This window comes from Bradyrhizobium manausense (genome assembly GCF_018129685.1).
Taxonomy (GTDB): domain Bacteria; phylum Pseudomonadota; class Alphaproteobacteria; order Rhizobiales; family Xanthobacteraceae; genus Bradyrhizobium; species Bradyrhizobium manausense_D.
The window spans coordinates 109,080-131,441 of the sequence record NZ_JAFCLG010000005.1; the positions used below are offsets into that span (position 1 = coordinate 109,080).

The 22,362-nt window shown below is 63.6% G+C and carries 23 protein-coding genes; 11 read left to right on the forward strand and 12 right to left on the reverse strand.

Annotation, left to right across the window (positions count from 1 at the left end; genetic code table 11):
- Nucleotides 1–71: 71 nt before the first annotated feature.
- The 7 genes from JQ621_RS15160 to hemJ all read right to left on the reverse strand — a co-directional run bounded on the left by JQ621_RS15160 (nt 72) and on the right by hemJ (nt 8,614).
- Nucleotides 72–959: a ParB/RepB/Spo0J family partition protein gene (locus JQ621_RS15160; protein ID WP_212235518.1), complete on the reverse strand. Its 888-nt coding sequence runs from the start codon at nt 957–959 to the stop codon at nt 72–74.
- Between the two features lie 149 nt (nt 960–1,108).
- Complete coding sequence (locus tag JQ621_RS15165; protein WP_212235519.1) at nt 1,109–1,975, reverse strand: ParA family protein; 867 nt, start codon at nt 1,973–1,975, stop codon at nt 1,109–1,111.
- Nucleotides 1,976–2,004: 29 nt separating this feature from the next.
- Nucleotides 2,005–2,778, reverse strand: coding sequence for a 16S rRNA (guanine(527)-N(7))-methyltransferase RsmG (rsmG, locus tag JQ621_RS15170; RefSeq protein WP_409334230.1), 774 nt, complete (start codon nt 2,776–2,778; stop codon nt 2,005–2,007).
- A 9-nt stretch (nt 2,779–2,787) separates the two neighbouring features.
- Nucleotides 2,788–4,668: a tRNA uridine-5-carboxymethylaminomethyl(34) synthesis enzyme MnmG gene (gene mnmG / locus JQ621_RS15175; protein WP_212235520.1), complete on the reverse strand. Its 1,881-nt coding sequence runs from the start codon at nt 4,666–4,668 to the stop codon at nt 2,788–2,790.
- Between the two features lie 332 nt (nt 4,669–5,000).
- Nucleotides 5,001–6,338 carry a tRNA uridine-5-carboxymethylaminomethyl(34) synthesis GTPase MnmE gene (gene mnmE / locus JQ621_RS15180; protein WP_212235521.1) on the reverse strand — a complete coding sequence of 446 codons (1,338 nt, stop codon included), beginning with the start codon at nt 6,336–6,338 and terminating at the stop codon, nt 5,001–5,003.
- A 314-nt stretch (nt 6,339–6,652) separates the two neighbouring features.
- Complete coding sequence (gene rho, locus JQ621_RS15185) at nt 6,653–7,918, reverse strand: transcription termination factor Rho (protein ID WP_008133567.1); 1,266 nt, start codon at nt 7,916–7,918, stop codon at nt 6,653–6,655.
- A 261-nt stretch (nt 7,919–8,179) separates the two neighbouring features.
- Nucleotides 8,180–8,614, reverse strand: a complete 435-nt coding sequence (gene hemJ, locus JQ621_RS15190; protein ID WP_212235522.1) for a protoporphyrinogen oxidase HemJ — start codon at nt 8,612–8,614, stop codon at nt 8,180–8,182.
- Nucleotides 8,615–9,074: 460 nt separating this feature from the next.
- On the opposite strand from hemJ, the gene JQ621_RS15195 reads away from it, so the two are divergent.
- Genes JQ621_RS15195 through dnaQ form a run of 4 tightly spaced genes read left to right on the forward strand, consistent with a single transcriptional unit; the run spans nt 9,075 to nt 11,918 of the window.
- Nucleotides 9,075–9,923: a pyruvate, water dikinase regulatory protein gene (locus tag JQ621_RS15195; RefSeq protein ID WP_212235523.1), complete on the forward strand. Its 849-nt coding sequence runs from the start codon at nt 9,075–9,077 to the stop codon at nt 9,921–9,923.
- Nucleotides 9,923–10,531 carry a Maf family nucleotide pyrophosphatase gene (locus JQ621_RS15200; RefSeq protein ID WP_212235524.1) on the forward strand — a complete coding sequence of 203 codons (609 nt, stop codon included), beginning with the start codon at nt 9,923–9,925 and terminating at the stop codon, nt 10,529–10,531. The genes JQ621_RS15195 and JQ621_RS15200 overlap by 1 nt, the downstream gene beginning before the upstream one ends.
- A gap of 23 nt (nt 10,532–10,554) precedes the next feature.
- Nucleotides 10,555–11,154: a dephospho-CoA kinase gene (gene coaE / locus JQ621_RS15205; protein WP_212235525.1), complete on the forward strand. Its 600-nt coding sequence runs from the start codon at nt 10,555–10,557 to the stop codon at nt 11,152–11,154.
- A gap of 41 nt (nt 11,155–11,195) precedes the next feature.
- The gene (gene dnaQ / locus JQ621_RS15210) at nt 11,196–11,918 is read left to right on the forward strand and encodes a DNA polymerase III subunit epsilon (protein WP_212235526.1); all 723 of its coding nucleotides are present in this window, start codon (nt 11,196–11,198) and stop codon (nt 11,916–11,918) included.
- On the opposite strand, the gene secB is transcribed toward dnaQ, so the two are convergent.
- Nucleotides 11,909–12,394, reverse strand: coding sequence for a protein-export chaperone SecB (gene secB / locus JQ621_RS15215; protein ID WP_212235527.1), 486 nt, complete (start codon nt 12,392–12,394; stop codon nt 11,909–11,911). The genes dnaQ and secB overlap by 10 nt on opposite strands.
- Nucleotides 12,395–12,804: 410 nt before the next feature.
- Here secB and JQ621_RS15220 point away from each other — a divergent pair, with 410 nt between their 5' ends.
- The 3 genes from JQ621_RS15220 to JQ621_RS15230 are packed head-to-tail and all read left to right on the forward strand — an operon-like array spanning nt 12,805 to nt 15,612.
- A complete protein-coding gene (locus tag JQ621_RS15220) occupies nt 12,805–13,509 on the forward strand; it encodes a Tim44/TimA family putative adaptor protein (protein WP_212235528.1) in 705 nt (234 codons plus the stop codon).
- The gene (gene mltA / locus JQ621_RS15225) at nt 13,487–15,025 is read left to right on the forward strand and encodes an MltA domain-containing protein (RefSeq protein WP_212235529.1); all 1,539 of its coding nucleotides are present in this window, start codon (nt 13,487–13,489) and stop codon (nt 15,023–15,025) included. Before JQ621_RS15220 ends, mltA begins: the two co-directional genes overlap by 23 nt.
- Nucleotides 15,022–15,612, forward strand: coding sequence for a Smr/MutS family protein (locus JQ621_RS15230; protein ID WP_212235530.1), 591 nt, complete (start codon nt 15,022–15,024; stop codon nt 15,610–15,612). Before mltA ends, JQ621_RS15230 begins: the two co-directional genes overlap by 4 nt.
- A 112-nt stretch (nt 15,613–15,724) precedes the next feature.
- On the opposite strand, the gene JQ621_RS15235 is transcribed toward JQ621_RS15230, so the two are convergent.
- The 4 genes from JQ621_RS15235 to hslV all read right to left on the reverse strand — a co-directional run bounded on the left by JQ621_RS15235 (nt 15,725) and on the right by hslV (nt 19,555).
- A complete protein-coding gene (locus JQ621_RS15235; protein ID WP_212235531.1) occupies nt 15,725–16,849 on the reverse strand; it encodes a hypothetical protein in 1,125 nt (374 codons plus the stop codon).
- A gap of 180 nt (nt 16,850–17,029) precedes the next feature.
- A complete protein-coding gene (hslU, locus tag JQ621_RS15240) occupies nt 17,030–18,334 on the reverse strand; it encodes an ATP-dependent protease ATPase subunit HslU (RefSeq protein ID WP_212235532.1) in 1,305 nt (434 codons plus the stop codon).
- Nucleotides 18,335–18,386: 52 nt separating this feature from the next.
- Nucleotides 18,387–18,995, reverse strand: a complete 609-nt coding sequence (locus JQ621_RS15245; protein WP_212235533.1) for a DUF2585 domain-containing protein — start codon at nt 18,993–18,995, stop codon at nt 18,387–18,389.
- The gene (gene hslV, locus JQ621_RS15250; RefSeq protein ID WP_212235534.1) at nt 18,995–19,555 is read right to left on the reverse strand and encodes an ATP-dependent protease subunit HslV; all 561 of its coding nucleotides are present in this window, start codon (nt 19,553–19,555) and stop codon (nt 18,995–18,997) included. The genes JQ621_RS15245 and hslV overlap by 1 nt, the downstream gene beginning before the upstream one ends.
- 184 nt (nt 19,556–19,739) lie before the next feature.
- Between hslV and hisB the strand changes: the two genes are divergently transcribed.
- The 4 genes from hisB to hisA all read left to right on the forward strand — a co-directional run bounded on the left by hisB (nt 19,740) and on the right by hisA (nt 22,310).
- Nucleotides 19,740–20,333, forward strand: coding sequence for an imidazoleglycerol-phosphate dehydratase HisB (gene hisB, locus JQ621_RS15255; RefSeq protein WP_212235535.1), 594 nt, complete (start codon nt 19,740–19,742; stop codon nt 20,331–20,333).
- A gap of 68 nt (nt 20,334–20,401) precedes the next feature.
- Nucleotides 20,402–20,932 (forward strand): DUF2628 domain-containing protein, encoded by a 531-nt coding sequence (locus tag JQ621_RS15260; protein WP_212235536.1) that lies wholly within the window; start codon nt 20,402–20,404, stop codon nt 20,930–20,932.
- Nucleotides 20,929–21,579 (forward strand): imidazole glycerol phosphate synthase subunit HisH, encoded by a 651-nt coding sequence (hisH, locus tag JQ621_RS15265; RefSeq protein ID WP_212235537.1) that lies wholly within the window; start codon nt 20,929–20,931, stop codon nt 21,577–21,579. Before JQ621_RS15260 ends, hisH begins: the two co-directional genes overlap by 4 nt.
- Nucleotides 21,567–22,310 (forward strand): 1-(5-phosphoribosyl)-5-[(5-phosphoribosylamino)methylideneamino]imidazole-4-carboxamide isomerase, encoded by a 744-nt coding sequence (gene hisA, locus JQ621_RS15270; RefSeq protein WP_212235538.1) that lies wholly within the window; start codon nt 21,567–21,569, stop codon nt 22,308–22,310. The genes hisH and hisA overlap by 13 nt, the downstream gene beginning before the upstream one ends.
- Nucleotides 22,311–22,362 lie beyond the last annotated feature (52 nt).

Genomic DNA, 22,362 nt, shown 5'->3' on the forward strand with positions numbered 1-22,362 from the left:
CCGGCTCCAATCGAGAGATCACGCGGTATGGGTCCTGGCTTTCGCCAGGACGACACCGAGGGTGGGCTACACTACAGCGCGCCCTTCGCCAGCCGCTTCATCACCTCGTCGAGCTGATCGAGGTTGCGGTAGTTGATCTGGACCGAGCCGCCGGGATCGCGGTGAGTGACTGTTACCTTGAGGCCGAGGGCGTCGCTGACGCGCTTCTCGAGATCGATCGTGTCAGGGTCCTTTTCCTTCCCGGCGGGGCCACGCGCCTTCTGCGGCTTGCGTTCCGGCACGCCCTCTTCATGCGCGAGCGCTTCGGCCTGACGGACGTTGAGGCCCTCGGCGACGATGCGCTTGGCGGCGGCGAGCGGATCGGGCACGCCGATCAGCGCACGGGCGTGACCGGCGGTCAGCTCACCGGTCGCGATGAACGCCTGCACCTCGGCCGGCAGCTTGGTCAGCCGCATCATGTTGGCGACGTGGCTGCGGCTCTTGCCGACCACCCTGGCAATGTCGTCCTGGCTGCGTTTGAACTCGTTGGCGAGCGCGTGATAGCCCTGCGCCTCTTCCATCGGGTTGAGGTCTTCGCGCTGTACGTTCTCGACAATCGCGAATTCCAGCGCATCGCTGTCGCTGATGTCGACCGGCACGATCGGCACTTCGTGTAGCCCCGCCATCTGCGAGGCGCGCCAGCGCCGTTCGCCCGCAATGATCTCGAAGCGGTCCTGCGCGCCCTTCACGGGACGCACCACGATCGGCTGGATCACGCCGTGCTGCTTGATCGACTCCGAGAGCTCCTTGAGCTCGGTGTCCGAAAAGGTCCGGCGCGGGTTGCGCGGATTGGCCTTGATGAATTCGATCGGCACCTTGCGCTGCGCGCGCGGACGATCGACGTGCTGAGCCTCGCCACCGACATCACCGATCAGACTCGCAAGACCCCGGCCCAATCGCGAACGCGCTTCGTCGGCCATTGCCAACTCCCTTGGATTCACGCTGCAGCACTCCAGAACTGAATATCGAAATCGTAGGGTGGGCAAAGCGGAGCGTGCCCACCAATTCGCTATGTGCGGAAGATGGTGGGCACGGCGAAGACGCCTTTGCCCACCCTACGGCATCACATTCAATGCGTGACGCGCAGCTCGCGCTCGCGCTGGATCACTTCGGTGGCGAGCCGCAGATAGGCTTCGCTGCCGACGCATTTGAGATCGTAGACCAGCACGGGCTTGCCGTAGGACGGCGCTTCCGAGATGCGCACGTTGCGCGGGATCATGGTCTTGTAGACCTTCTCGCCCATGAACTGGCGGACGTCGGCAACGACCTGGTTCGAGAGGTTGTTGCGCGAGTCGAACATGGTCAGCACGATGCCGTGGATCGACAGGTTCGGGTTGAGCGTCGAGCGCACCTGCTCCACCGTCTGGAGCAATTGCGACAGACCTTCGAGCGCGAAGAACTCGCACTGCAGCGGCACCAGGATCGCGTCCGACGCGGCCATCGCATTCACGGTAAGCAGGTTCAGCGACGGCGGGCAGTCGATCAGCACGTAGGTGTAGTCGGCGTCCGGCGAGACGTTGTTGTTGAGCGAGGAGATCGCGTCGCGCAGCTTGAAGGCGCGGCCGGGCGTGGTGCCAAGCTCGAGCTCGAGACCGGAGAGGTCCATGGTCGAGGGCGCGATATGGAGCCGCGGCACCGCGGTCGAGACAACCGCCTCGCGCAGAGGCGCTTCACCGATCAGCACGTCATAGGTCGAACAGGAACGATTACGACGATCGATGCCGAGGCCGGTCGAGGCGTTGCCCTGCGGATCGAGATCGACGATCAGGACACGCTCGCCGATTGCGGCGAGCGCCGTGCCGAGATTGATCGCTGTGGTTGTTTTTCCCACACCACCCTTTTGATTCGCCAGCGCCAGGATGCGCGGGTGGCCATGCGGCACATCGGCCTTTTCCTGGCCGGTCTGGTCTTGCTGCGGCTCGTCAATCACGGTCATCGAAATTCCCCAACTCAACCCCTGAAAGCTTACCCGCGCCGTTCAACTGAAGTCAGCTCGACGATCCAACCATCGCCCGTCCGGCTTTGGTGGAGTTGCGGCTGAATATTCCAATATTTAGCGGCTTCGGTCAATTCAGCCTCTACATCTTGACCCTTGAGAAACAGCGCTTTTGCGCCCTGGCGCATCAGCGGCTCCGCAAAGCCGATGAGTTGATGTAGCGGAGCCAGCGCTCGCGCGGTGACGCAATCGACCGGGCCGGTGATTCTATCCACATTATCCCCGATCTCAGCGAGATGTACGACTCCAGGAGATGTGGTGACGCGAATGGCTTCGCGCAAAAAGGCGGCCTTCTTCGCGATTCGCTCGACGAGATGGACGATGGCACCAGGCGTCCCGGCCATCGCGCAGGCGAGGACCACACCCGGAAAGCCGCCGCCACTGCCGAGGTCGGCCCAGCGTTTGGCTGATGGCGCGAGGTCGACGAGCTGAAGCGAGTCGGCGATGTGACGGGTCCAAAGGTTTGGCAAAGTCGAGGGCGCGACCAGGTTGGTCTTGGCCTGCCACTCCCGGAGCAAAGCGATGTAGCGATCGAGCCGCGCCTCCGTTTCGTGTGACACGGGCGCAAGCTTCAAGGCCGCGCGCTTGTCGGCGGCGATGACGGAGTCGAGGGCCTGGTCGTTGGCGCTGGCCTTGTCGATCTTTGGTTTGACCGGCGCCGGCTCAGAGCGGCGCGCGATGCCCTCACCTGCTTCGGGTCGTCGCGTTAGCGGTCTGTCGCCGCCCGGTCCGCGCTGTTTCACGTGAAACGCCTATGCGATTGCTTTGGACGATTTTCGCGCTTCACGACGGAGATAGGCCGCGAGGATGCCGAGCGCTGCCGGTGTCATACCATCGATCCGGCCGGCCTGGCCGACGGTGAACGGCCGCGCCTTCTCCAGCTTGGCGCGAACCTCGTTGGAGAGCCCCGGGACGAGACTGTAGTCGACCTCCGACAGCACCATCCCCTCGTCGCGCCGGAAGGCTTCGACGTCGGCGCTCTGGCGCTCCAGATAGACATCGTACTTGGCGTCGATCTCGAGGTGCGTGGCGATGATGGGATCGACTGCCGAGAGCTCCGGCCAGATCGCCCGGACCTGGCTCCAACCGATATCGGGATAGGCCATCAACTCGAACGCCGACCGGCGCTGACCATCCCGGTTCAGGGACAGCCCGTGCTTGATCGCCTCGTTCGGGGTGATGGTAAGGGATTTTGAGAGCGCCCGGGCGGCATTCAGCGCGTCCATCTTGGTCCGGTGGAATTGGGTCCGGGCAGGTCCGACGCAGCCGAGCGCGATCCCTTTCTCGGTCAGGCGTTGATCGGCGTTGTCCGCCCGCAGCGTGAGCCGGTACTCGGCCCGCGAGGTGAACATCCGATAGGGTTCGCTGATCCCGCGGGTGACGAGATCGTCGATCATCACCCCAAGATAACCATCGGCACGGTCGAACACCGTCAGCGCCGTCCCGCTGGCGGAGAGCGCCGCGTTCAAGCCGGCCACGATGCCTTGGCCGGCAGCTTCCTCATATCCGGTGGTGCCGTTGATCTGCCCGGCCAAAAAGAGACCGCGCAGACGCTTGGTCTGCAGGGTCGGATCGAGCTCGCGGGGATCGATATGGTCGTATTCGATGGCATAGCCCGGACGGACCATTTTCACCCGTTCCAGGCCGGGGATGCTGGCCAGGATCGCGAGCTGGACCTCCTCCGGGAGGGAGGTCGAGATGCCGTTGGGATAGACGGTCGTATCGTCGAGCCCTTCCGGCTCCAGGAAGATCTGGTGGCCGTCCCGGTCGCCAAAGCGGACGATCTTGTCCTCGATCGAGGGGCAATAGCGCGGTCCGGAGCTCTTGATCTGGCCGGAGTACATCGGGGAGCGATGCACATTGGCCCGGATCACCTCATGGGTGGCGGACGTTGTCCGGGTGATCCCGCACTGGATCTGCGGGGTGGTGATCCGCTCGGTCATCACCGAAAACGGCTCCGGCGGCTCGTCTCCGGGCTGCATCTCGACCGCGGACCAGTCGATGGTCGAACCATCCAGACGCGGCGGCGTGCCGGTCTTGAGCCGCCCAAGCGTGAAGCCGGCGCGCTCAAATGAGGCCGAAAGGCCCATTGCCGGCGCCTCACCAACACGCCCGGCGGGCCAATTCTTCTCTCCGAGGTGGATCAGGCCCCGCAGGAAGGTACCGGTGGTGACGACCACGGCCCCTGCCCGCAGCGTGCGGCCGTCGGCCAGGCGCAGTCCCGTCACCCGGCCATCGACCACGATGAGCTCGTCGGCCTCGCCTTCGATGACAGAGAGACCCTCAGTCTGGCGAATCGCGGCCTGCATGGCGGCGGCATAGAGCTTCCGGTCAGCCTGGGCGCGCGGACCGCGGACAGCCGGGCCCTTCCGACGGTTGAGAACGCGAAACTGGATGCCGCCGGCATCGCCGACCCGACCCATCAGACCATCGAGAGCATCGACCTCGCGGACCAGATGGCCCTTGCCGAGGCCGCCTATGGCGGGGTTGCATGACATCGCGCCGACGGTCGAGAAACGGTGCGTGACCAGAGCAGTCGTCGCACCCATGCGAGCGGCCGCAGCCGCGGCCTCACAGCCGGCATGACCGCCGCCGATGACGATGACGTCGAAACTCGCTTGCTCTGGTCGCATGGGCGGACTTCTAGCTCAGAGCGGGAAAGGTCGGAAGTGGAAACTGGGTGAGGCAGGTGTTTCACGTGAAACGGGGCTGCGGGGCCGAAAGCATCTTCCTGAAAACAACCCCATGCACAGTAGAGGAGGCGTTGCACAGGTTGCTGTTTCACGTGAAACAAGCCCGAAGCCCGGATGGAGCGCAGTGAAATCCGGGGCCTCACGCTCCGGATCGACAATCCGGATTATGCTTCGCTTCATCCGGGCTACGAAGCGGCGGTTCCCGTGGACTCTCGTTTCACGTGAAACACAAGCAGCGGAACAAGCGCTAGTTCTACATTGAAGAACTAGCACTACTTTCCGATACAGAATTTCTGAAAGATGGCTCCGAGGACGTCCTCGACGTCCACCCGACCGAGCAAGCGGCCCAACGCATAAGCGGCGGCACGCAATTCCTCGGCGGCCAGCTCTTCGCCCTCTTCTACAAGCCCGAGGCTCCGGTGCAAGCTCTCTGATGCTCGGGTCAACAGATCCCGCTGGCGGGCCCGTGTCACCAATGCGCCCTCGCCGGTGCCGAAGAAATCGGCGGCGAACTTGACCAACGCGTCGACCAGCTCCGGAATGCCGTCGGCCCGGCTCGCCGAGATTCCGAGCTCGCCCCGCGGCCGGGCGACCGCGGCGCCGTCCAGATCGATCTTGTTGCGCACGATCCAGACCGCCCCGGCCGACCGACCGACCGACGCCACCACGTCAGGATCTACACCACGCTCCCCCTCCACCAACCACAGCACGAGATCGGCAGCTTCGGCCCTTGCCCGCGCCCGACGCACCCCCTCCTGCTCGACCGGATCCTCCGTCTCGCGAATCCCGGCGGTATCGATCACCGTGACGGGATAGCCGTCGAGGTCGAGCTGCACCTCGATCACGTCGCGCGTGGTGCCGGCGTGTGGCGACACGATCGCCACCTCGCGGCGCGCGAGCTGATTCATCAGCGTCGACTTCCCCACATTCGGCGCGCCGGCGATCGCAACCACCATGCCGTCGCGCAGCCGTTCAGAATGTGCCTGTGCCGCAAGCACCTCTGCAATTTCATCGTGAAGCGCCTCGATCGCCTTCACCGCCGGCGCCCGCAGCTCCGCCGGCACGTCGCCCTCGTCGGAGAAATCGATTCCGGCCTCGATCAGAGCCGAGGCCTCGATGATTCGCTCACGCCAGTCGCGCGCGCGGTTGCCAAGCAGGCCTTGCAACTGGCGCAGCGCCTGGCGGCGCTGGCGATCGGTGTCGGCGTGGATCAGGTCGTCGAGGCCCTCGGCTTCGGTGAGATCAAGCTTGCCGTTCTCGAAGGCGCGCCGCGTGAACTCCCCGGGCTCGGCCGCACGTAAATTCGGAATTTTTGAAATGGCGTCCAGCAGCGCCGCCAGCACCGCGCGGCCGCCATGGACATGAAATTCGGCAACGTCCTCGCCGGTCGCGCTCGCCGGTCCCGGGAACCAGAGCACGACCGCATCGTCGATCGGCTGGCCAGCGCCGTCGCGAAGCAACCGCCTGCTCGCCTGGCGCGGCGCCGGCAGCTTGCCCGCGAGGGTCGTCAGCACCGGGCCGGCCTGCGAGCCTGAAACCCGCACCACCGCGATCGCGCTCGGCGGACGGCCGGAGGATAGCGCAAAGATGGTCTGGTCTTTCGGGTGCATGGCCTATTTGTCCGGCTGGCGGCGAAAAGGCAAACACCCGTTTTGGGTCGCAAGCGGCGCCGCTTTGCTGCACCAAATCCTGCAGCAATGGCATATATTGCGATGCAGCATAATCACCCGGTTGCTGCACAAAACTCTTTCCGACGCTTCAATAGTCGTATCGAAATTCAAGTATTATCAATAAATATCAAAAGGTTGGAGAGTATTTGAAATTCTGCGACCGGCCGTCTCCCATGCTGCGCTTTTCCCGCAGCATGACCGCACAACAAAAAGGGCGCCCGAAGGCGCCCTTTGATCTCATACTGCACCGCACACTAGGTGTTCATGGAGTCGAAGAACTCCGAATTGCTCTTGGTCGAGCGCAGCTTGTCGAGCAGGAAGTCGATCGCGTCCATGGTGCCCATCGGGTTGAGGATGCGGCGGAGCACGTACATCTTCTTGAGCACCTGCGGATCCGTGATGAGCTCTTCCTTACGGGTGCCGGAGCGCGAGATGTCGATGGCCGGGAAGGTGCGCTTGTCCGAGACCTTGCGATCGAGGATCAGTTCGGAGTTACCGGTGCCCTTGAACTCTTCGAAGATGACTTCGTCCATACGGCTGCCCGTGTCGACCAGGGCGGTCGCGATGATGGTCAGCGAGCCGCCCTCCTCGATGTTGCGGGCGGCACCGAAGAAGCGCTTCGGGCGCTGCAGCGCGTTGGCGTCCACGCCGCCGGTCAGCACCTTGCCTGACGACGGCACCACGGTGTTGTAGGCGCGTCCCAGGCGCGTGATCGAATCGAGCAGGATGACGACGTCGCGGCCATGCTCGACGAGGCGCTTGGCCTTCTCGATCACCATCTCGGCGACCTGGACGTGACGCACCGCCGGCTCGTCGAAAGTCGACGACACGACCTCGCCCTTCACCGAGCGCTGCATGTCCGTGACTTCTTCCGGACGCTCGTCGATCAGAAGCACGATCAGATAGCATTCGGGATGGTTGTGCGTGATCGAATGCGCGATGTTCTGCATCAGCACGGTCTTACCCGTGCGCGGCGGTGCGACGATCAGCGCGCGCTGGCCCTTGCCGATCGGCGCGACGATGTCGATCACGCGCGCAGACAGGTCTTTCCGCGTCGGATCGTCGATTTCCATGCGGAAGCGCTGATTCGGAAACAGCGGCGTGAGGTTGTCGAAATTGACCTTGTGCTTGGCCTTTTCCGGGTCCTCGAAATTGAGCGTGTTGACCTTTAGCAGCGCGAAATAGCGCTCGCCCTCTTTCGGACTGCGAATATGGCCTTCGATGGTGTCACCCGTACGCAGACCGAAACGGCGGATCTGCGAGGGCGAAACGTAGATGTCATCCGGGCCCGGCAGATAATTCGCATCGGGCGAGCGGAGAAAGCCGAAGCCGTCGGAGAGAACCTCGACGACGCCCTGGCCGACAATGTCGGTCTCGGCGAGCGCGAGCTGCTTGAGGATGGCGAACAGCAGCTCCTGCTTGCGCATGGTGCTGGCGTTCTCGACCCCATTCTCCTCCGCGAACGAGACGAGCTCGGCCGGCGTTTTGGATTTGAGGTCTTCGAGTTTGATTTCCCGCATTGGGGTGGTCCTGTGGGGTAACCTTGGGAGGGGGGTGCGAGGAGGCTCTGAAATGCGGACGTGAGAAGGTAAGGTCCGCAGGTCTGGCAAGGTTAAGTGCCGAAGAGGCTTCAAACCTGATGCGGTGTCCGGCCTCTGAAAAGCTCAGACACAACCACATCCGCCTGCGTTGGGTGGGATAACGCCAATATAGAAAATCGCTTTCCACTCCGCAAGCCGAAGCGATGAGCGATCGTTCTCGTTTCCTGCCTCAAATCCTGCCTAGAACGGCTTCACGATCACCATGACGACGATGATGATCATCAGGACGGTCGGCACCTCATTGATAATCCGGAAGAATTTCTGGCTGTGCGGCCGCCGGTCGGCCGCGAAGTCCTTGAGCCACCGGGAAAAAAAGCCGTGGACCGCGGACATCGCCAGGACCATTGCCAGTTTTACGTGCAACCAGCCGAAGCTGAACCAATGGCCGGCCCAGGCGAGATAGAGCCCGGCAATCCAGGTGACGATCATTGCGGGGTTGATGATCGCCTTGAACAGCCGGCGTTCCATCACCTTGAAGGTTTCGGACTGCCTTGAGCCGATCTCAGCCTCCGAATGATAGACGAACAGCCGCGGCAGATAGAGCATGCCGGCCATCCAGGCGATGACCGCGATCACGTGCAGCGCCTTGATCCAGAGATAGACGTCCTCGAACATGTCCCGCGTCCGCCTTTGCGCCCAGGCCATCAGGCGATCTGGGGATAGTAAGACCTCGTTAAGGTCTCACCTGCACACATATCTCTCTGGAGCGCCCTTCTCCAATAAAGAATCTTAGATTCTTAAGGTTTGAGTCTAAGTGACGGTGGATTGGACTCACACAATGCCGTCCGCCGTTTCGCAGACGCTTGTTCACATCCATCAACATGTCCAATGCTGCTCCGGCCTGACAGGATAAGTCAGCCGGGCGCAAGGGCTTGCGCGTTTTGATCCGCAGTCTATCAAGAGGCTTATCCGCGCAATCCCGTTTCCCTCTTCCTGGGGCTTCAGAGTTGTTCCGATGGGCAGTGGTGTGAAGAAAATTGGCACTTGTCCCGCCCCCGGTGTCGCGCAACCCTTTCCGAGGGGTTAAGGTCCACAGAAATCCACTGACTACACCGACTTCATACAAAGAGCTTTTGTGCCGACCTCGAGCAATTATTTCCATCTGCACCTCGTCTCCGACTCCACCGGCGAGACCCTGATTACCGTCGCGCGCGCCGTCGCCGCGCAATACGCGGCCGTGACTCCGGTCGAGCATGTCTATCCGCTGGTGCGCAGCCAGAAGCAGCTCGATCGCGTGCTCGACGAGATCGAGGAAGCGCCTGGCATCGTGCTGTTCACGCTGCTGGAGAAGGATCTGGTCTCCCGGCTTGAGGACAAGTGCAAGAACATCAATGTTCCGAGCCTGTCGATCATCGGTCCGGTCATGCAATTGTTCGAAGCCTATCTCGGTGCTGCGACGACGGGTCGCGTCGGCGCACAGCACGTGCTCAACGCCGAATATTTCAAGCGTATCGACGCGCTGAACTACACGATGATCCATGACGACGGCCAGCACGTCGAAGGGCTCGAGGACGCCGATGTCGTCCTCGTCGGCGTATCCCGCACGTCGAAAACGCCGACGTCGATCTATCTTGCCAACCGCGGCATTCGCACCGCCAACGTCCCGCTGGTTCCGGGCATTCCCGTGCCGGCGCAACTTGAGACGCTGACACGGCCGCTGGTGGTGAGCCTGCATGCGACGCCCGAACGTCTGATCCAGATTCGCCAGAACCGACTGCTGTCCATGGGCGCCGAATCCGGATCCGGCAGCGACACCTATACCGACAAGCAGTCGGTCACCGAGGAGGTCGCGTTTGCGCGCAAGCTGAGCGCCAAGCACGACTGGCCGCTGCTCGACGTCACGCGGCGCTCGATCGAGGAAACTGCGGCCGCGATCATGAAGCTCTACAGCGATCGCCAGCGCAACCGGCCCTCGGAATCGTAATGGCCCTCTGGCGCGGCAAAAGTCAGCTGATCCTGGCTTCGCAGAGCGGCGCCCGAAAAATGCTGCTGAAAAATGCCGGGCTCGCATTCGAGGCGGTGACCGCCGACATCGACGAGCGCGGCATTCAGGCCGCGTCGAAACTTTCGAACCCACGTGAGATTGGCCTGCTCCTGGCGCGCGAGAAGGCGAAAGCGGTTTCTGCCAATCGCCCCGGAAGCTACGTGATTGGCGCCGACCAGACCCTGGCGCTCGGGAACCGTCTTTTCAACAAACCCGCCGGGCGCGACCAGGCGCTGGCGCAATTGCGCGACCTCGCCGGCCACAGCCACGAGCTGAATTCCGCTGTCGCTGTGGCGCATGACGGCAAGATCGTCTTTGAGGATGTGTCGGTCGCCCGCATGACGATGCGGCCGATGTCCGAGGCCGGGCTGTCCACCTATCTCGATGCCGCCGGCGACGCGGTGACCACGAGCGTCGGCGCCTACCAGCTCGAAGGCCTCGGCATCCATCTGTTCGAGCGCATCGAGGGCGACCATTTCACCATTCTCGGCCTGCCGCTGCTGCCGCTGCTTGCGTTCCTCCGCCGCGAACAGCTAATTGCGGTGTGATCGACAAGGATGGATTTGCGCGGATGCGAATTCTCGGACTGACCGGCTCGATCGGTATGGGAAAATCCACCACCGCGAAATTGTTCGCGGAGGCCGGTGTGCCCGTCTACGACGCCGATGCCGCCGTCCATCAGCTCTATGAAGGCGAGGCCGCACCCGCCATCGAAGCCGCCTTTCCCGGCACCACTGACAACGGCAAGGTCGATCGTCCCAAGCTGTCCGCGCGCGTCGTGCACGATCCTGCCGCCATCAAGCGGCTCGAGCAGATCGTTCACCCGATGCTCGGCGCCTCCCGGCAGAAATTCTTCAGCGACGCGGAGGCCGCCAAGGCGCCGGTCGTGGTGCTGGATATCCCGCTGCTGTTCGAGACCGGCGGCGAGAAGCGCGTCGATGCGGTGGTCGTGGTGTCGACCTCGCCGGACCTTCAGCGCGAGCGGGTTCTGGCACGCGGCACCATGGACGAGGCCAAGCTCGAGGCCATCATCGCCAAGCAGATGCCCGATGCCGAAAAGCGCAAGCGGGCTGATTTCGTCGTGGATACCTCGCACGGACTTGAACCGGTGCGGGCGCAAATCGCGCACATCCTGGCCGAGGTCGTTAAGATGCCGCAGCGGCGGAGCTGATTCGCCGACTTTCACGGCTTTCTGCACGGCGTCTCAAAATCATGCGTGAAATCGTTCTCGATACCGAAACCACCGGCCTCGATCCCTTGCGCGGCGATCGCCTGGTCGAGATCGGCTGCGTCGAGATGTTCAACCGCATGCCGACGGGACAGACCTATCACGTCTACATCAATCCCGAACGCGACATGCCGGCGGAAGCCTTTGCGGTGCACGGGCTGTCGTCCGAGTTTCTCGCGACCAAGCCGCTGTTCCACGAGGTGGTCGACGAATTTCTGGAATTCATCGGCGATGCGCCGCTGGTGATCCACAACGCCTCGTTCGACATCAGCTTCATCAATGCCGAGCTCGACCGGATCAAGCGTGCGCCGATCCCGCGGGAACGGCTGGTCGATACGCTGCTGCTGGCGCGGCGCAAGCATCCAGGCGTCTCGAACCGGCTCGACGATCTCTGCTCGCGCTATTCGATCGACAATTCCCACCGCACCAAGCACGGCGCCTTGCTCGATTCCGAGCTGCTGGCTGAAGTCTACGTCGATCTGGTCGGGGCGCGGCAGTCGCAACTGCTGCTGGCTTCGGAGAGCCAGGAGATCCGCCTCAATAATGTGGGCGATGCGCCGCGGCGGCAGCGGCTGGTGCCGCTCGCGCCGCGGGTGTCAGAGGCCGAGCGAGAGGCCCATCGGGCCTTCATCGCAACGATGGGCGAGAAGGCGATCTGGAACGAGTACCTGCCCGCTCCAGCCGCTCCTCCGGCTGGTCAGGCCTGACCGGTTTGACCGCCGGCGGCCATCTGCCGCTCCATATTCTGGCGATAGAGACCGACGAAGTCGACCGGATCCAGCATCAGCGGCGGGAAGCCGCCGTCACGCACGGCTGTTGCGATGATCTCGCGGGCGAACGGGAACAGCAGCCGCGGGCATTCGATCATGACCAGCGGATGCAGGTTCTCCTTGGGAACATTGGCGATGCGGAACACGCCGGCATAGGCCAGCTCGAACGAGAACATCACCTTGCCCGCGGTCTCGGCCTTGCCCTCGACCGACAGCGTCACCTCGAACTCGGTTTCGCTGAGGTTGTTGGCGCCGACATTGATCTGGATGTTGATCTGGGGCGGCTGGCTCTGCGCCTGGAGCGAACTCGGTGCGTTCGGATTTTCGAACGACAGGTCCTTGGTATATTGCGCCAGCACGTTGAGCTGGGGAGCCTGGGCCGCCTCGGGAGGGGTGCCGTTACCGTTGGTCATCGAAGTATCTCCTTACCCGATTGGGCTGAATTTCGCGGCGGTTGGCTAACATAGGGCCGCCTCATTCCACAAGGACGAACGGCTCCGGAGGGTCGATCCGGGCCACGCCCACAACTGTGACGGTTCTCCCGCCCCGGACACGAAATCGCTTGTTAAACGCTTGAAGATGCGCGATTTCCGGGCAGGATCGGGTTTCCCCTTAAGCATAAAACGCGCTACACTTCACGATGTGCCAAAAGGCGCCATTGGCCGGGCCAGATTTCGTGCCTACATCCGGCGGACGTGACGCGCGGACCTGAAATGGTGATGGAGTCTTGCCGTTCCGGTCCGGAACGGTCTACTGGCCGGATTGATTTTCCCGGTAGCGGCCCCAAAAGAAGACCTGAGCAAAGACCAGAAAGCGATACGACGTGGACATCTACACCATTATCTTCCTTGCGCTGGCGGTCTTTATTTTCCTGCGGCTGCGGAGCGTCCTGGGGCAGCGGACCGGCAATGAACGGCCGCCGTTCGACCGTACGGCGCGCAATGCCTTGGGGGGTGCTCCGGACAAGAACGTCGTGACCATGCCGGGCAAGGTGATCGACCAGCCGCCGGCGGCGCCGACCGCAGAGCCCACCCCGCCTTCCGATCGCTGGAAGGGCCTGGCCGAGCCCGGCACTGCGCTGGCCCAGGGTCTCGACGCCATCGCCGACAAGGACTCCACCTTCGATCCGCGCCACTTCATCTCGGGCGCCCGTGGCGCCTATGAAATGATCGTGCTGGCCTTTGCCAATGGCGATCGCCGCTCGCTGCGCGACCTGCTGTCGTCGGAGGTCTATGAGAGTTTTGACGCCGCGATCAAGGACCGCGAGAAGAACGAGCAGAAGACGGAGACGCGCTTCGTCTCGATCGACAAGGCCGAGCTGGTCGGCGCCGAGCTGCGCGATCGCACGGCGCAGCTCACGATCCGTTTCGTTTCCCAGATGATCTCGGTCACCCGCGACAAGGCCGGCAACATCGTCGACGGCAACGCCGACAAGGTCGCCGACATCACCGACATCTGGACTTTCGCCCGCGACACCACCTCTCGCGATCCGAACTGGAAGCTGGTTGGCACCGGAAGCGCGAATTAAGAGTTTCCTGAGGAACAGCGCGACCGCGCTTTGCGCAGGCCTCGTCGTGCTGGCTTCGTTTTCGCTTGGCGCCGAGGCTGCGCGGCGCCACTCCCGCAGCCACCATCGTCACGCGGCCCCCGAAGTCGCCGCGATCCGGCCCCGCGCGCTGCCCTATCCGCAGCTCCCTCTTCCCTTCGAAATGCCCGGCGCCCAATATCTGCCGCTGGCCTGGGCGGACGTGAAAGGCTGGAACGACGACGATCATCTCGCCGCCTACAAGACTTTTCGCGCCAGCTGCCGTTCGATCAACGCGCAGACCGGTGCAGTTGAACAAAAGACGCCCGAATCAAAGGCACTGGGCGGCTCGCTGAGCGAACCCTGCCGCGCCGCCAAATCGCTCGAGCCGACTGACGACGCGACCGCAAAGAGCTTCTTCGAGGCGAACTTTTCGCCGCTGCGCATCTCGCGCCTCGGCGAGCCCGATGGCTTCGTCACCGGCTATTACGAGCCGGTGCTGGAGGGATCGCGCACGCAGACGGATGTCTACAACGTCCCGGTCTATCGCCGCCCCTCGAACCTGTTCGTGCGCGGCTTCAACCAGGCCTCGGTCAGCCTGCCCAACAAGGGACCGGTCTATCGCAAGATCGGCCGCCGCAAGCTCGTGCCGTATTACGACCGCGGCGAGATCGAGGATGGCAAGATCGCCGGACGCGGGCTGGAGATCGCCTGGCTGAAGGATCCGACCGATTTGCTGTTCGCCCAGATCCAAGGCTCGGCGCGGATCAAGTTCGACGACGGCAGCACGATCAGGCTCAACTACGATTCCTACAACGGCTATCCCTATACGGCGGTCGGGCGCATCCTGATCGAGCGCGGCATCATTCCGAAGGAGGAGATGTCGATGCAGAAGATCAGGGAGTGGATGGCCCAAAACCCCGACGGCGCCAGGGAGTTGCGACGGCAGAACCGGTCCTACATCTTCTTCCACGAGGTCAATCTGTCCGACAAAGACGAGGCGGTCGGCGCGCAAGGCATTCCGCTCACCGCCGGCCGTTCGATCGCGGTCGACAAATCGCTGCATGTCTACGGCACACCGTTCTTCATCGAGGGCGAACTGCCGATCGAATCCGACCGCGCCAAGACGCCATTCCACCGGCTGATGATCGCGCAGGACACCGGCTCGGCCATCGTCGGTCCCGCACGCGCCGATCTCTATTTTGGCGCGGGCGCCGAGGCCGGCCGCGTTTCGGGCCGGCTGCGCCACCCCATGCATTTCGTCATGCTGGTGCCGAAGAGCCTCGATCCAAACGTGCGCGCAGCCAGGCTGCCGGTGCCGGACCCGCGGCCATCGGAGAAGATCGCAAGACTGTTTCCGCAAGCACCCGCGGCGAAGCCTGTCGCCTCGGCCGCGATGTCAGGCAAGGACGAGGCTGCTGCGGTCGCGAGCCCGGTGCCGCTTCCGGCGCCGCGTCCTGTGATAGAGCCCGCCCCTGAACCGCGCAGGCACATGAAAACCCGCTCCCACCAGCAATGAAGCGATCGTCCCGTCCGCCCCTGCTGGATCCGCGTCCCACGCCGCGCCGTCGTGGGCTCAGCGAGGAAGACCGCGAGCTGTGGGATCTGGTCGCAAAGCAGGTCAAGCCGCTGCGGAAGCATCGCGCGGCAAAGCCGCACAGCACGCCGCGCACCGAGCCCGTGCCCTCGGCGCCCATCGCCAAACCCGCACCATCGCCGCGACCCCTGGCTGCGGCCCCAGCCCCACGTCCGCCAAAACCGTCGATGCCGCCGCTCGCCCCGCTCGGCAAGCGCGAGCGCACAAAGCTGTCGCGCGGCCGCAGCGAGATCGACGCGCGGCTCGATCTGCATGGCATGACCCAGATGCGCGCGCATCGCGCTTTGACCGGCTTCCTGCACCGGGCCCACCACGAGGGCCTGACCTTTGTCCTCGTCATCACCGGCAAGGGTCGCAGCGGCGGCGAAAGCGGCGTGCTGCGTCGGCAGGTGCCGGAATGGCTCAGCCTGCCGGAATTTCGCGCCTTCGTGGTCGGCTTCGAGGAGGCTGCCATCGGCCACGGTGGCGAGGGCGCGCTGTACGTGCGGATCCGGCGGGCGCGGTTTTAAGATTTGATGCGATGAGACCCGACGCGTTTCCCGACGGCGGTGCGTTCCCTCCCCCCACAAGGGGGGAGGGAACGGAAAGACCATTGCTGCTGAGCGAACTCGATTTTGAATCTTAAAACGGCCGGACGATTCCGACGCGCGGGATCAGCGTGATGATCAGGCCGAAGATGTTGGTCGTCTGGTCCTCCGCCGGAATCAGCGGCGTCTCCTGCTTTGCCGGCAGCATCTTCACGGCATGCAGGAACAGGAACATGCAGACTGCCCAGTTCGAGATCCAGCGCGAATAGTCGAACACCATCGCGAACATCACGAGATAGGCGAGACTGACGCCGATCAAGGCTGCGATCACGAGGCGGCGGTGCGTCTCGTTCGCGAGCGCGCCGATCAGACCGGCAAAATAGCGCCACAGCGGCGTGTGCAGCCAGATCAGCAGGGCGAACACGGGAATGCCGAGGCTGTTGTGCGGCAGGCGGCCCCAGGTATCCGAAATCTCCTTCGCAAGCGGCTGGTACCAGATGTAGGCGAATTGCAGCAGATCGGTGCGGGATGGATCGGCCATCCGCGTTTTCAGGTAGGCGACGAAATCCGCTTCCGGGATCGGCATCGTTCCCAGGAACTGCGCCGCGAAGAACAGTGCCGAGACGACCGCGAGGGCAATGATGCCGAACGCGACATTGCCGCGGTTGCAGCCGCAGGCGAGATAGTGCCTCGTCACGACGATGGCGATGATCGTCGGCACATACATCAAGAGATGAATGTGGTGGATCAGGACGAGGATGATCGAGAACAGCGCCGCGATCGCCACGAACAGCAAGGAGCGCGCCGGCATCAGCAGCAGGATGATCGCGAACGCACAGCCATAGATGTCGAAATGGCCGAGCGTGTGCATGAAGTTCTTCAGGAAGAACGGCGAGCCCGCGATGAAGACGAACAAAGGCAGCGTCTTCGCGCTGAAACCGAACGTCCTCTGGAACAGTCTTGCGTAAAGGGCCGCTGTCACCAGCCACGTCACTCCGCCGAGCGCGAACACCAGCCACACCGGCACCTTGTCGGTGAACAGCGCAACGATCGCCCCGATCAGCGCGCGCTTGATGAAGCCGAGATGGTAATCGACCAGGAGATGGATGTAGGGGACGTAAGGCGGCAGCTGGATCTTGTGAACGAACACGCCGACGATGACGGCCGCGTTGATCGCGAGCAGAACGCGCCAGGGGTTTTGGAGGATGCTAGCAGGCACGTGGCACCCGCCGCACTCCACACTCCACCGTCGTCCCGGCGAAGGCCGGGACCCATAGCCACGAATGTTCGTTTTGAGTCAAAGCCGGGGCCGCTATCTTTTCCAACAATAACCGGTGGTGGTTATGGGTCCTGGCTTTCGCCAGGACGACAGCGGGATAGATAGCTGAGCCCGGCCGAATTACAAAATGAACCGGCTGAGGTCAGCGTTCTTGGCGAGGTCGCCGACGTGCTTCTGCACGAAATCAGCATCGACCTTGACGGTCTCGCCGCTGCGGTCGGGGGCGGTGAAGGAGATCTCGTCCAGCACCCGCTCCATCACGGTCTGGAGCCGCCGGGCGCCGATGTTCTCGACGGTGGAATTGACGGCGACCGCGACATCGGCGAGCGCGTCGACCGCGCTGTCGGTGATGTCGAGCGTGACGCCCTCGGTCTGCATCAACGCGACATATTGCTTGATCAGCGAGGCCTCTGGCTCGGTCAGGATGCGGCGCATGTCGTCCCGGGTCAGCGCCTGCAGCTCGACGCGGATCGGCAGGCGGCCCTGCAATTCCGGCAAGAGGTCCGACGGCTTTGCGACGTGGAAGGCACCGGAGGCGATGAACAGGATATGGTCGGTCTTGACCGCGCCGTGCTTGGTCGAGACCGTCGTGCCCTCGATCAGCGGCAGCAGGTCGCGCTGCACGCCTTCGCGCGAGACGTCGCCGCCGACGCGGCCGTCACGGGCGCAGATCTTGTCGATCTCATCGAGGAAGACGATACCGTTGTTCTCGACCGCGCTGATCGCCTCCAGCGTCAGCTGCTCGGTGTCCAAGAGCTTGTCGGATTCCTCGTTGACGAGGATCTCGTGCGAGCTTTCCACCGTCAGCCGCCGCGTCTTGCTGCGGCCGCCGAGCTTGCCGAAGATGTCGCCGATCGAGATCGCGCCCATCTGCGCACCCGGCATGCCCGGGATCTCGAACATCGGCATGCCGCCGCCGGACGACTGCGTCTCGATCTCGATTTCCTTGTCGTTGAGCTCGCCAGCGCGCAGCTTCTTGCGGAAGGATTCCCGCGTCGCGGCGCTGGAATTGGCGCCGACCAGCGCATCGAGCACGCGCTCCTCGGCCGCGAGCTGGGCCCGCGCCTGCACGTCCTTGCGCTTGCGCTCCCGCACCTGCGCGATGGCGACCTCGACGAGATCGCGCACGATCTGCTCGACGTCGCGGCCGACATAGCCGACCTCGGTGAATTTGGTCGCTTCCACCTTCAGGAACGGCGCGTTCGCGAGCTTTGCCAATCGCCGCGCAATCTCGGTTTTGCCGACGCCGGTCGGCCCGATCATCAGGATGTTCTTCGGCAGCACCTCTTCGCGCAAGGAGCCTTCGAGTTGCTGCCGGCGCCAGCGATTGCGCAGCGCGATCGAGACGGCGCGCTTGGCGTCAGCCTGGCCGACGATGAAGCGGTCGAGTTCGGAAACGATTTCGCGGGGAGAAAAATCTGTCATGGCACCTTAGCTAGGATCAGAAGCTGGCGGGGACAAGCCGCTTTTTTGGCCGTCAGATGATCGGCGGACCGGATTGCCATTGCTTCACGGCCTCGATCGGATGGATCAGCATCAGGACATTGAGCGTCAGATTGTCTCTGATGTGCAGCGCCAGCATGATCTCGAAGGCAAGCCCGAGCCCGACAGTGGCCTTGATCGGCAACGTGCGCGCCACGAGGAACCCCAGCATCATGAACAGGGTGTCCGACACCGAATTGACGATGCTGTCGCCGTAATAGTCGAGCGAGATCGTGCCGGCGCGGTAGCGTTCGATGATGAACGGCGAGTTCTCGACGATCTCCCAGGCGCCCTCGATCAACATCGCGATGATCAGCCGGGCGGGCCAGTCAAGCCGCCGCGAGAACAGCAGCCAGGTCAGTCCGTAGAACAGGAAACCGTGCAGCACGTGCGAAAAGCTGTACCAGTCGGCGATGTGCTGCGAATTCTCCGAGCTGTTCACCTCGCCATGCCACAGCTTGACGTAGCCGCAGGTGCAGATCGGCACCCGCCCCATCGCCAACAGGATCGAGGCCTGCAGCGCCAATAGCAGCAGCGCGATGCCGAGGAAGGCGAGCGGCGGTATTGCGGGCTGGGTCGGGCTGACGCTGCGGGCTGAATTCATCAGCCCGCCGTCAGCGCTTCGATGGTGACGTTGCGGTTGGTGTAGACGCAGATGTCCGCGGCGATGTCGAGCGCGCGGCGGACGATGGTCTCGGCGTCCTTGTCGGTGTCGACAAGGGCGCGGGCCGCGGCCAGCGCGTAATTGCCGCCGGAGCCGATCGCCATGACGCCGGCCTCGGGCTCGAGCACGTCGCCGGTGCCCGTCAGCACCAGGGAGACGTCCTTGTCGGCCACGATCATCATGGCTTCCAGCCGCCGCAAGTAGCGGTCGGTGCGCCAGTCCTTGGCCAGCTCCACCGCGGCCCGGGTCAGCTGCCCCGGATATTGCTCGAGCTTGCTTTCCAGCCGCTCAAACAGGGTGAAGGCGTCGGCGGTGGCGCCGGCGAAGCCGCCGATGACGTCGCCTTTGCCGAGTTTACGGACCTTTTTGGCATTGGACTTGATCACGGTCTGGCCGATCGAGACCTGGCCGTCGCCGCCGATCACCACCTTGCCGCCCTTGCGGACCGTCAAAATCGTGGTGCCGTGCCAGACCGGCGAGCTGTTCTGGGAATCCTGCATGAAATACCTCGTTATCCGGCCTGATTTAGGCCGTCGGGAGCGCGGGCACAACGGGCCGCTCCGGGCCCAATTCGCTCACCATAGGCAGAAGTAGAGCCCCGCCAACCGTTCCCGCAGTAGCGAAGGCGTCATTTGGCTGTTAAGAGACTGGCGTTTTCGGACCAAACCCCAGCGAAAGCCTTCAATGCGCACCGCGACGATCAAGCGCAAGACCAAGGAAACCGACATCGAGGTCTCCGTGAACCTCGATGGCACGGGCGTGGCCAATATCGCGACCGGCATCGGCTTTTTCGACCATATGCTCGATCTCCTCGCCCGCCATTCCCGTATCGACCTCACGGTCAAGGCGGTAGGCGATTTGCACATTGATTATCACCATACCACCGAAGACACCGGCATCGCGCTCGGCCAGGCGGTCAGGCAGGCGCTCGGCAACATGGCGGGCATCACCCGCTATGCCGGCGTGCACCTGCCCATGGACGAGACGCTGTCGCGCGTGGTCATCGACATTTCGGGCCGCCCGTTCCTGGTGTTCAAGGCCGACTTCCCCCGCGACAAGATCGGCGAGTTCGACACCGAGCTGGTGCGCGAATGGTTCCAGGCCTTCGCCATCAACGCCGGCGTGACTCTCCACGTCGAGACCCTATATGGCGATAACAGCCACCATATCGCCGAGTCCTGCTTCAAGGGCCTGGCGCGGGCGCTGCGCATCGCGGTCGCGATCGATCCCAAGGCAGCGGGCGAAATCCCGTCCACCAAGGGCTCGCTCGGCGGCTGACCTCTCCGTCTTGGTGGCCAGGCGCTATCGGCGGCATTGATCCAATTCTCGAGAACGGGGCATCGAAAATGCCTGTCTACACAGTTCATGCTCCCTCCCCAGGCGGCGCCGATCTGCGCGCGACCGACAAGTTCGTGTTCGTGCGCGACGGCTTCCATGTCTGGGCGATGCTGCTCGGCCCGGTCTGGCTGGCCTGGAACAGGCTGTGGCTGGCCCTGATCGGCTGGATCGTTTTTCTCGCGGCGTTCGATGCCGGGCTGCACAGCCTCGGTGTCGGTCGCAGCTCCATCTTCCTCGCCAACTGCATCGTTGCGCTGCTGATGGGTTTCGAGGCTTCCAGCCTGCGCCGCTGGACTCTTTCACGTGGCAGCTGGCGCCAGCTCGATGTCGTCGTTGCCGATGACGAGGACACCGCCGAGCGGCGCTTCTTCGAGCGCTGGAGCAAGGCGCAGCGCGGCGTCGTCAACGATCAATGGGCCGTCGATCGCGGCGGCCCGCCGCCGACTCGCCATACGCCGGGTCAGCCATTTTCGAACCCGCCGCCGCTTCCGGCCGGCGGCATCATTGGATTGTTTCCAGAACCGGGAGGGTCACGATGAGCATCGCCATCATTGATTACGGTTCCGGGAATCTGCATTCCGCCGCCAAGGCCTTCGAGCGCGCCGCGCGCGGCCTGGAAAATCCGCAAAAGGTCTTCGTGACCAACGATCCCGATCGGGCCTATGAGGCGGATCGTATCGTGCTGCCGGGCGTTGGCGCCTTCGCCGATTGCCGTAGGGGTCTCGATGCCGTCAACGGCATGGTCGAGGCGATCACCGAGGCGGTGCGCGTCAAGGCGCGGCCGTTCTTCGGCATCTGCGTCGGCATGCAGCTGATGGCGAGCCGCGGCAAGGAGCATGTCATCACCGAAGGCCTGAACTGGATCGGCGGTGACGTCGAGAAGATCACGCCGCGCGATGAGAGCCTGAAGATCCCGCACATGGGCTGGAACACGCTCGAGGTCCTGCGCGAGCATCCGGTGCTGAACAAGCTGCCGCTCGGCGAGAAGGGCCAGCACGCTTATTTCGTGCACTCCTACCACCTCAACGCTGCCAACGAGGCGGACGTGCTCGCGCGCGCCGACTACGGCGGGCCTGTCACCGCGATCGTCGCGAAGGACACCGCTATCGGCACGCAGTTTCACCCCGAGAAGAGCCAGCGTTTCGGCCTGGCCCTGATCTCGAACTTTTTGCGATGGAAGCCGTGATTCTCTTTCCTGCCATCGACCTCAAGAACGGCCAGTGCGTGCGCCTCGAGCAAGGCGACATGGCGCGCGCAACCGTGTTCAATCTCGATCCCGCGGCGCAAGCGCGGAGCTTTGTCGCGCAGGGTTTTGAATATCTTCACGTCGTCGATCTCGACGGCGCCTTTGCCGGCAAGCCGGTGAACGCGCAGGCCGTCGAGGCGATGCTGAAGACGATTCCGATCCCGGTGCAACTCGGCGGCGGCATTCGCGATCTCAAGACCGTCGAAGCTTGGCTCGACAAGGGCATCACCCGCGTCATCATCGGCACCGCTGCGGTGCGCGATCCGGAGCTCGTGAAGGCGGCGGCGAAGAAATTCCCCGGCCGCGTCGCTGTCGGCCTCGACGCGCGCGACGGCAAGGTCGCGGTCGAGGGCTGGGCCGAGACCTCTGAGGTCACGGTGCTGGAGATCGCGCAGCGGTTCGAGGATGCCGGCGTCGCCGCCATCATCTTCACCGACATCGCACGCGATGGCCTGCTCAAGGGCCTGAACCTGGACGCGACCATTGCGCTGGCGGATGCCATCTCGATCCCGGTGATTGCGTCGGGCGGCCTCGCCTCGATCGAGGACGTCAAGGCGATGCTGACGCCGCGCGCCAGGAAGCTCGCCGGCGCCATCGCCGGCCGCGCGCTCTATGACGGCCGGCTCGATCCCGCCGCCGCCCTGACCTTGATCCGCGACGCGAGTGCGTAATGGTTTACGCATGATCTTCCGGAAAACCGCTTCGCACTTTTCCGGATCATGC

Coding starts and splice junctions, on each gene's coding strand:
- hisA (WP_212235538.1), top strand. CDS start 21,567: ATGGAAGCCGTGATTCTCTTTCCTGCCATCGACCTCAAGAACGGCCAG.
- JQ621_RS15160 (WP_212235518.1), bottom strand. CDS start 959: ATGGCCGACGAAGCGCGTTCGCGATTGGGCCGGGGTCTTGCGAGTCTG.
- mnmE (WP_212235521.1), bottom strand. CDS start 6,338: ATGCACCCGAAAGACCAGACCATCTTTGCGCTATCCTCCGGCCGTCCG.
- JQ621_RS15260 (WP_212235536.1), top strand. CDS start 20,402: ATGCCTGTCTACACAGTTCATGCTCCCTCCCCAGGCGGCGCCGATCTG.
- JQ621_RS15165 (WP_212235519.1), bottom strand. CDS start 1,975: ATGACCGTGATTGACGAGCCGCAGCAAGACCAGACCGGCCAGGAAAAG.
- secB (WP_212235527.1), bottom strand. CDS start 12,394: ATGACCAACGGTAACGGCACCCCTCCCGAGGCGGCCCAGGCTCCCCAG.
- mnmG (WP_212235520.1), bottom strand. CDS start 4,668: ATGCGACCAGAGCAAGCGAGTTTCGACGTCATCGTCATCGGCGGCGGT.
- hslU (WP_212235532.1), bottom strand. CDS start 18,334: ATGACAGATTTTTCTCCCCGCGAAATCGTTTCCGAACTCGACCGCTTC.
- coaE (WP_212235525.1), top strand. CDS start 10,555: ATGCGAATTCTCGGACTGACCGGCTCGATCGGTATGGGAAAATCCACC.
- JQ621_RS15230 (WP_212235530.1), top strand. CDS start 15,022: ATGAAGCGATCGTCCCGTCCGCCCCTGCTGGATCCGCGTCCCACGCCG.
- hslV (WP_212235534.1), bottom strand. CDS start 19,555: ATGCAGGATTCCCAGAACAGCTCGCCGGTCTGGCACGGCACCACGATT.
- rho (WP_008133567.1), bottom strand. CDS start 7,918: ATGCGGGAAATCAAACTCGAAGACCTCAAATCCAAAACGCCGGCCGAG.
- hemJ (WP_212235522.1), bottom strand. CDS start 8,614: ATGTTCGAGGACGTCTATCTCTGGATCAAGGCGCTGCACGTGATCGCG.
- dnaQ (WP_212235526.1), top strand. CDS start 11,196: ATGCGTGAAATCGTTCTCGATACCGAAACCACCGGCCTCGATCCCTTG.
- JQ621_RS15245 (WP_212235533.1), bottom strand. CDS start 18,995: ATGAATTCAGCCCGCAGCGTCAGCCCGACCCAGCCCGCAATACCGCCG.
- hisH (WP_212235537.1), top strand. CDS start 20,929: ATGAGCATCGCCATCATTGATTACGGTTCCGGGAATCTGCATTCCGCC.
- JQ621_RS15200 (WP_212235524.1), top strand. CDS start 9,923: ATGGCCCTCTGGCGCGGCAAAAGTCAGCTGATCCTGGCTTCGCAGAGC.
- hisB (WP_212235535.1), top strand. CDS start 19,740: ATGCGCACCGCGACGATCAAGCGCAAGACCAAGGAAACCGACATCGAG.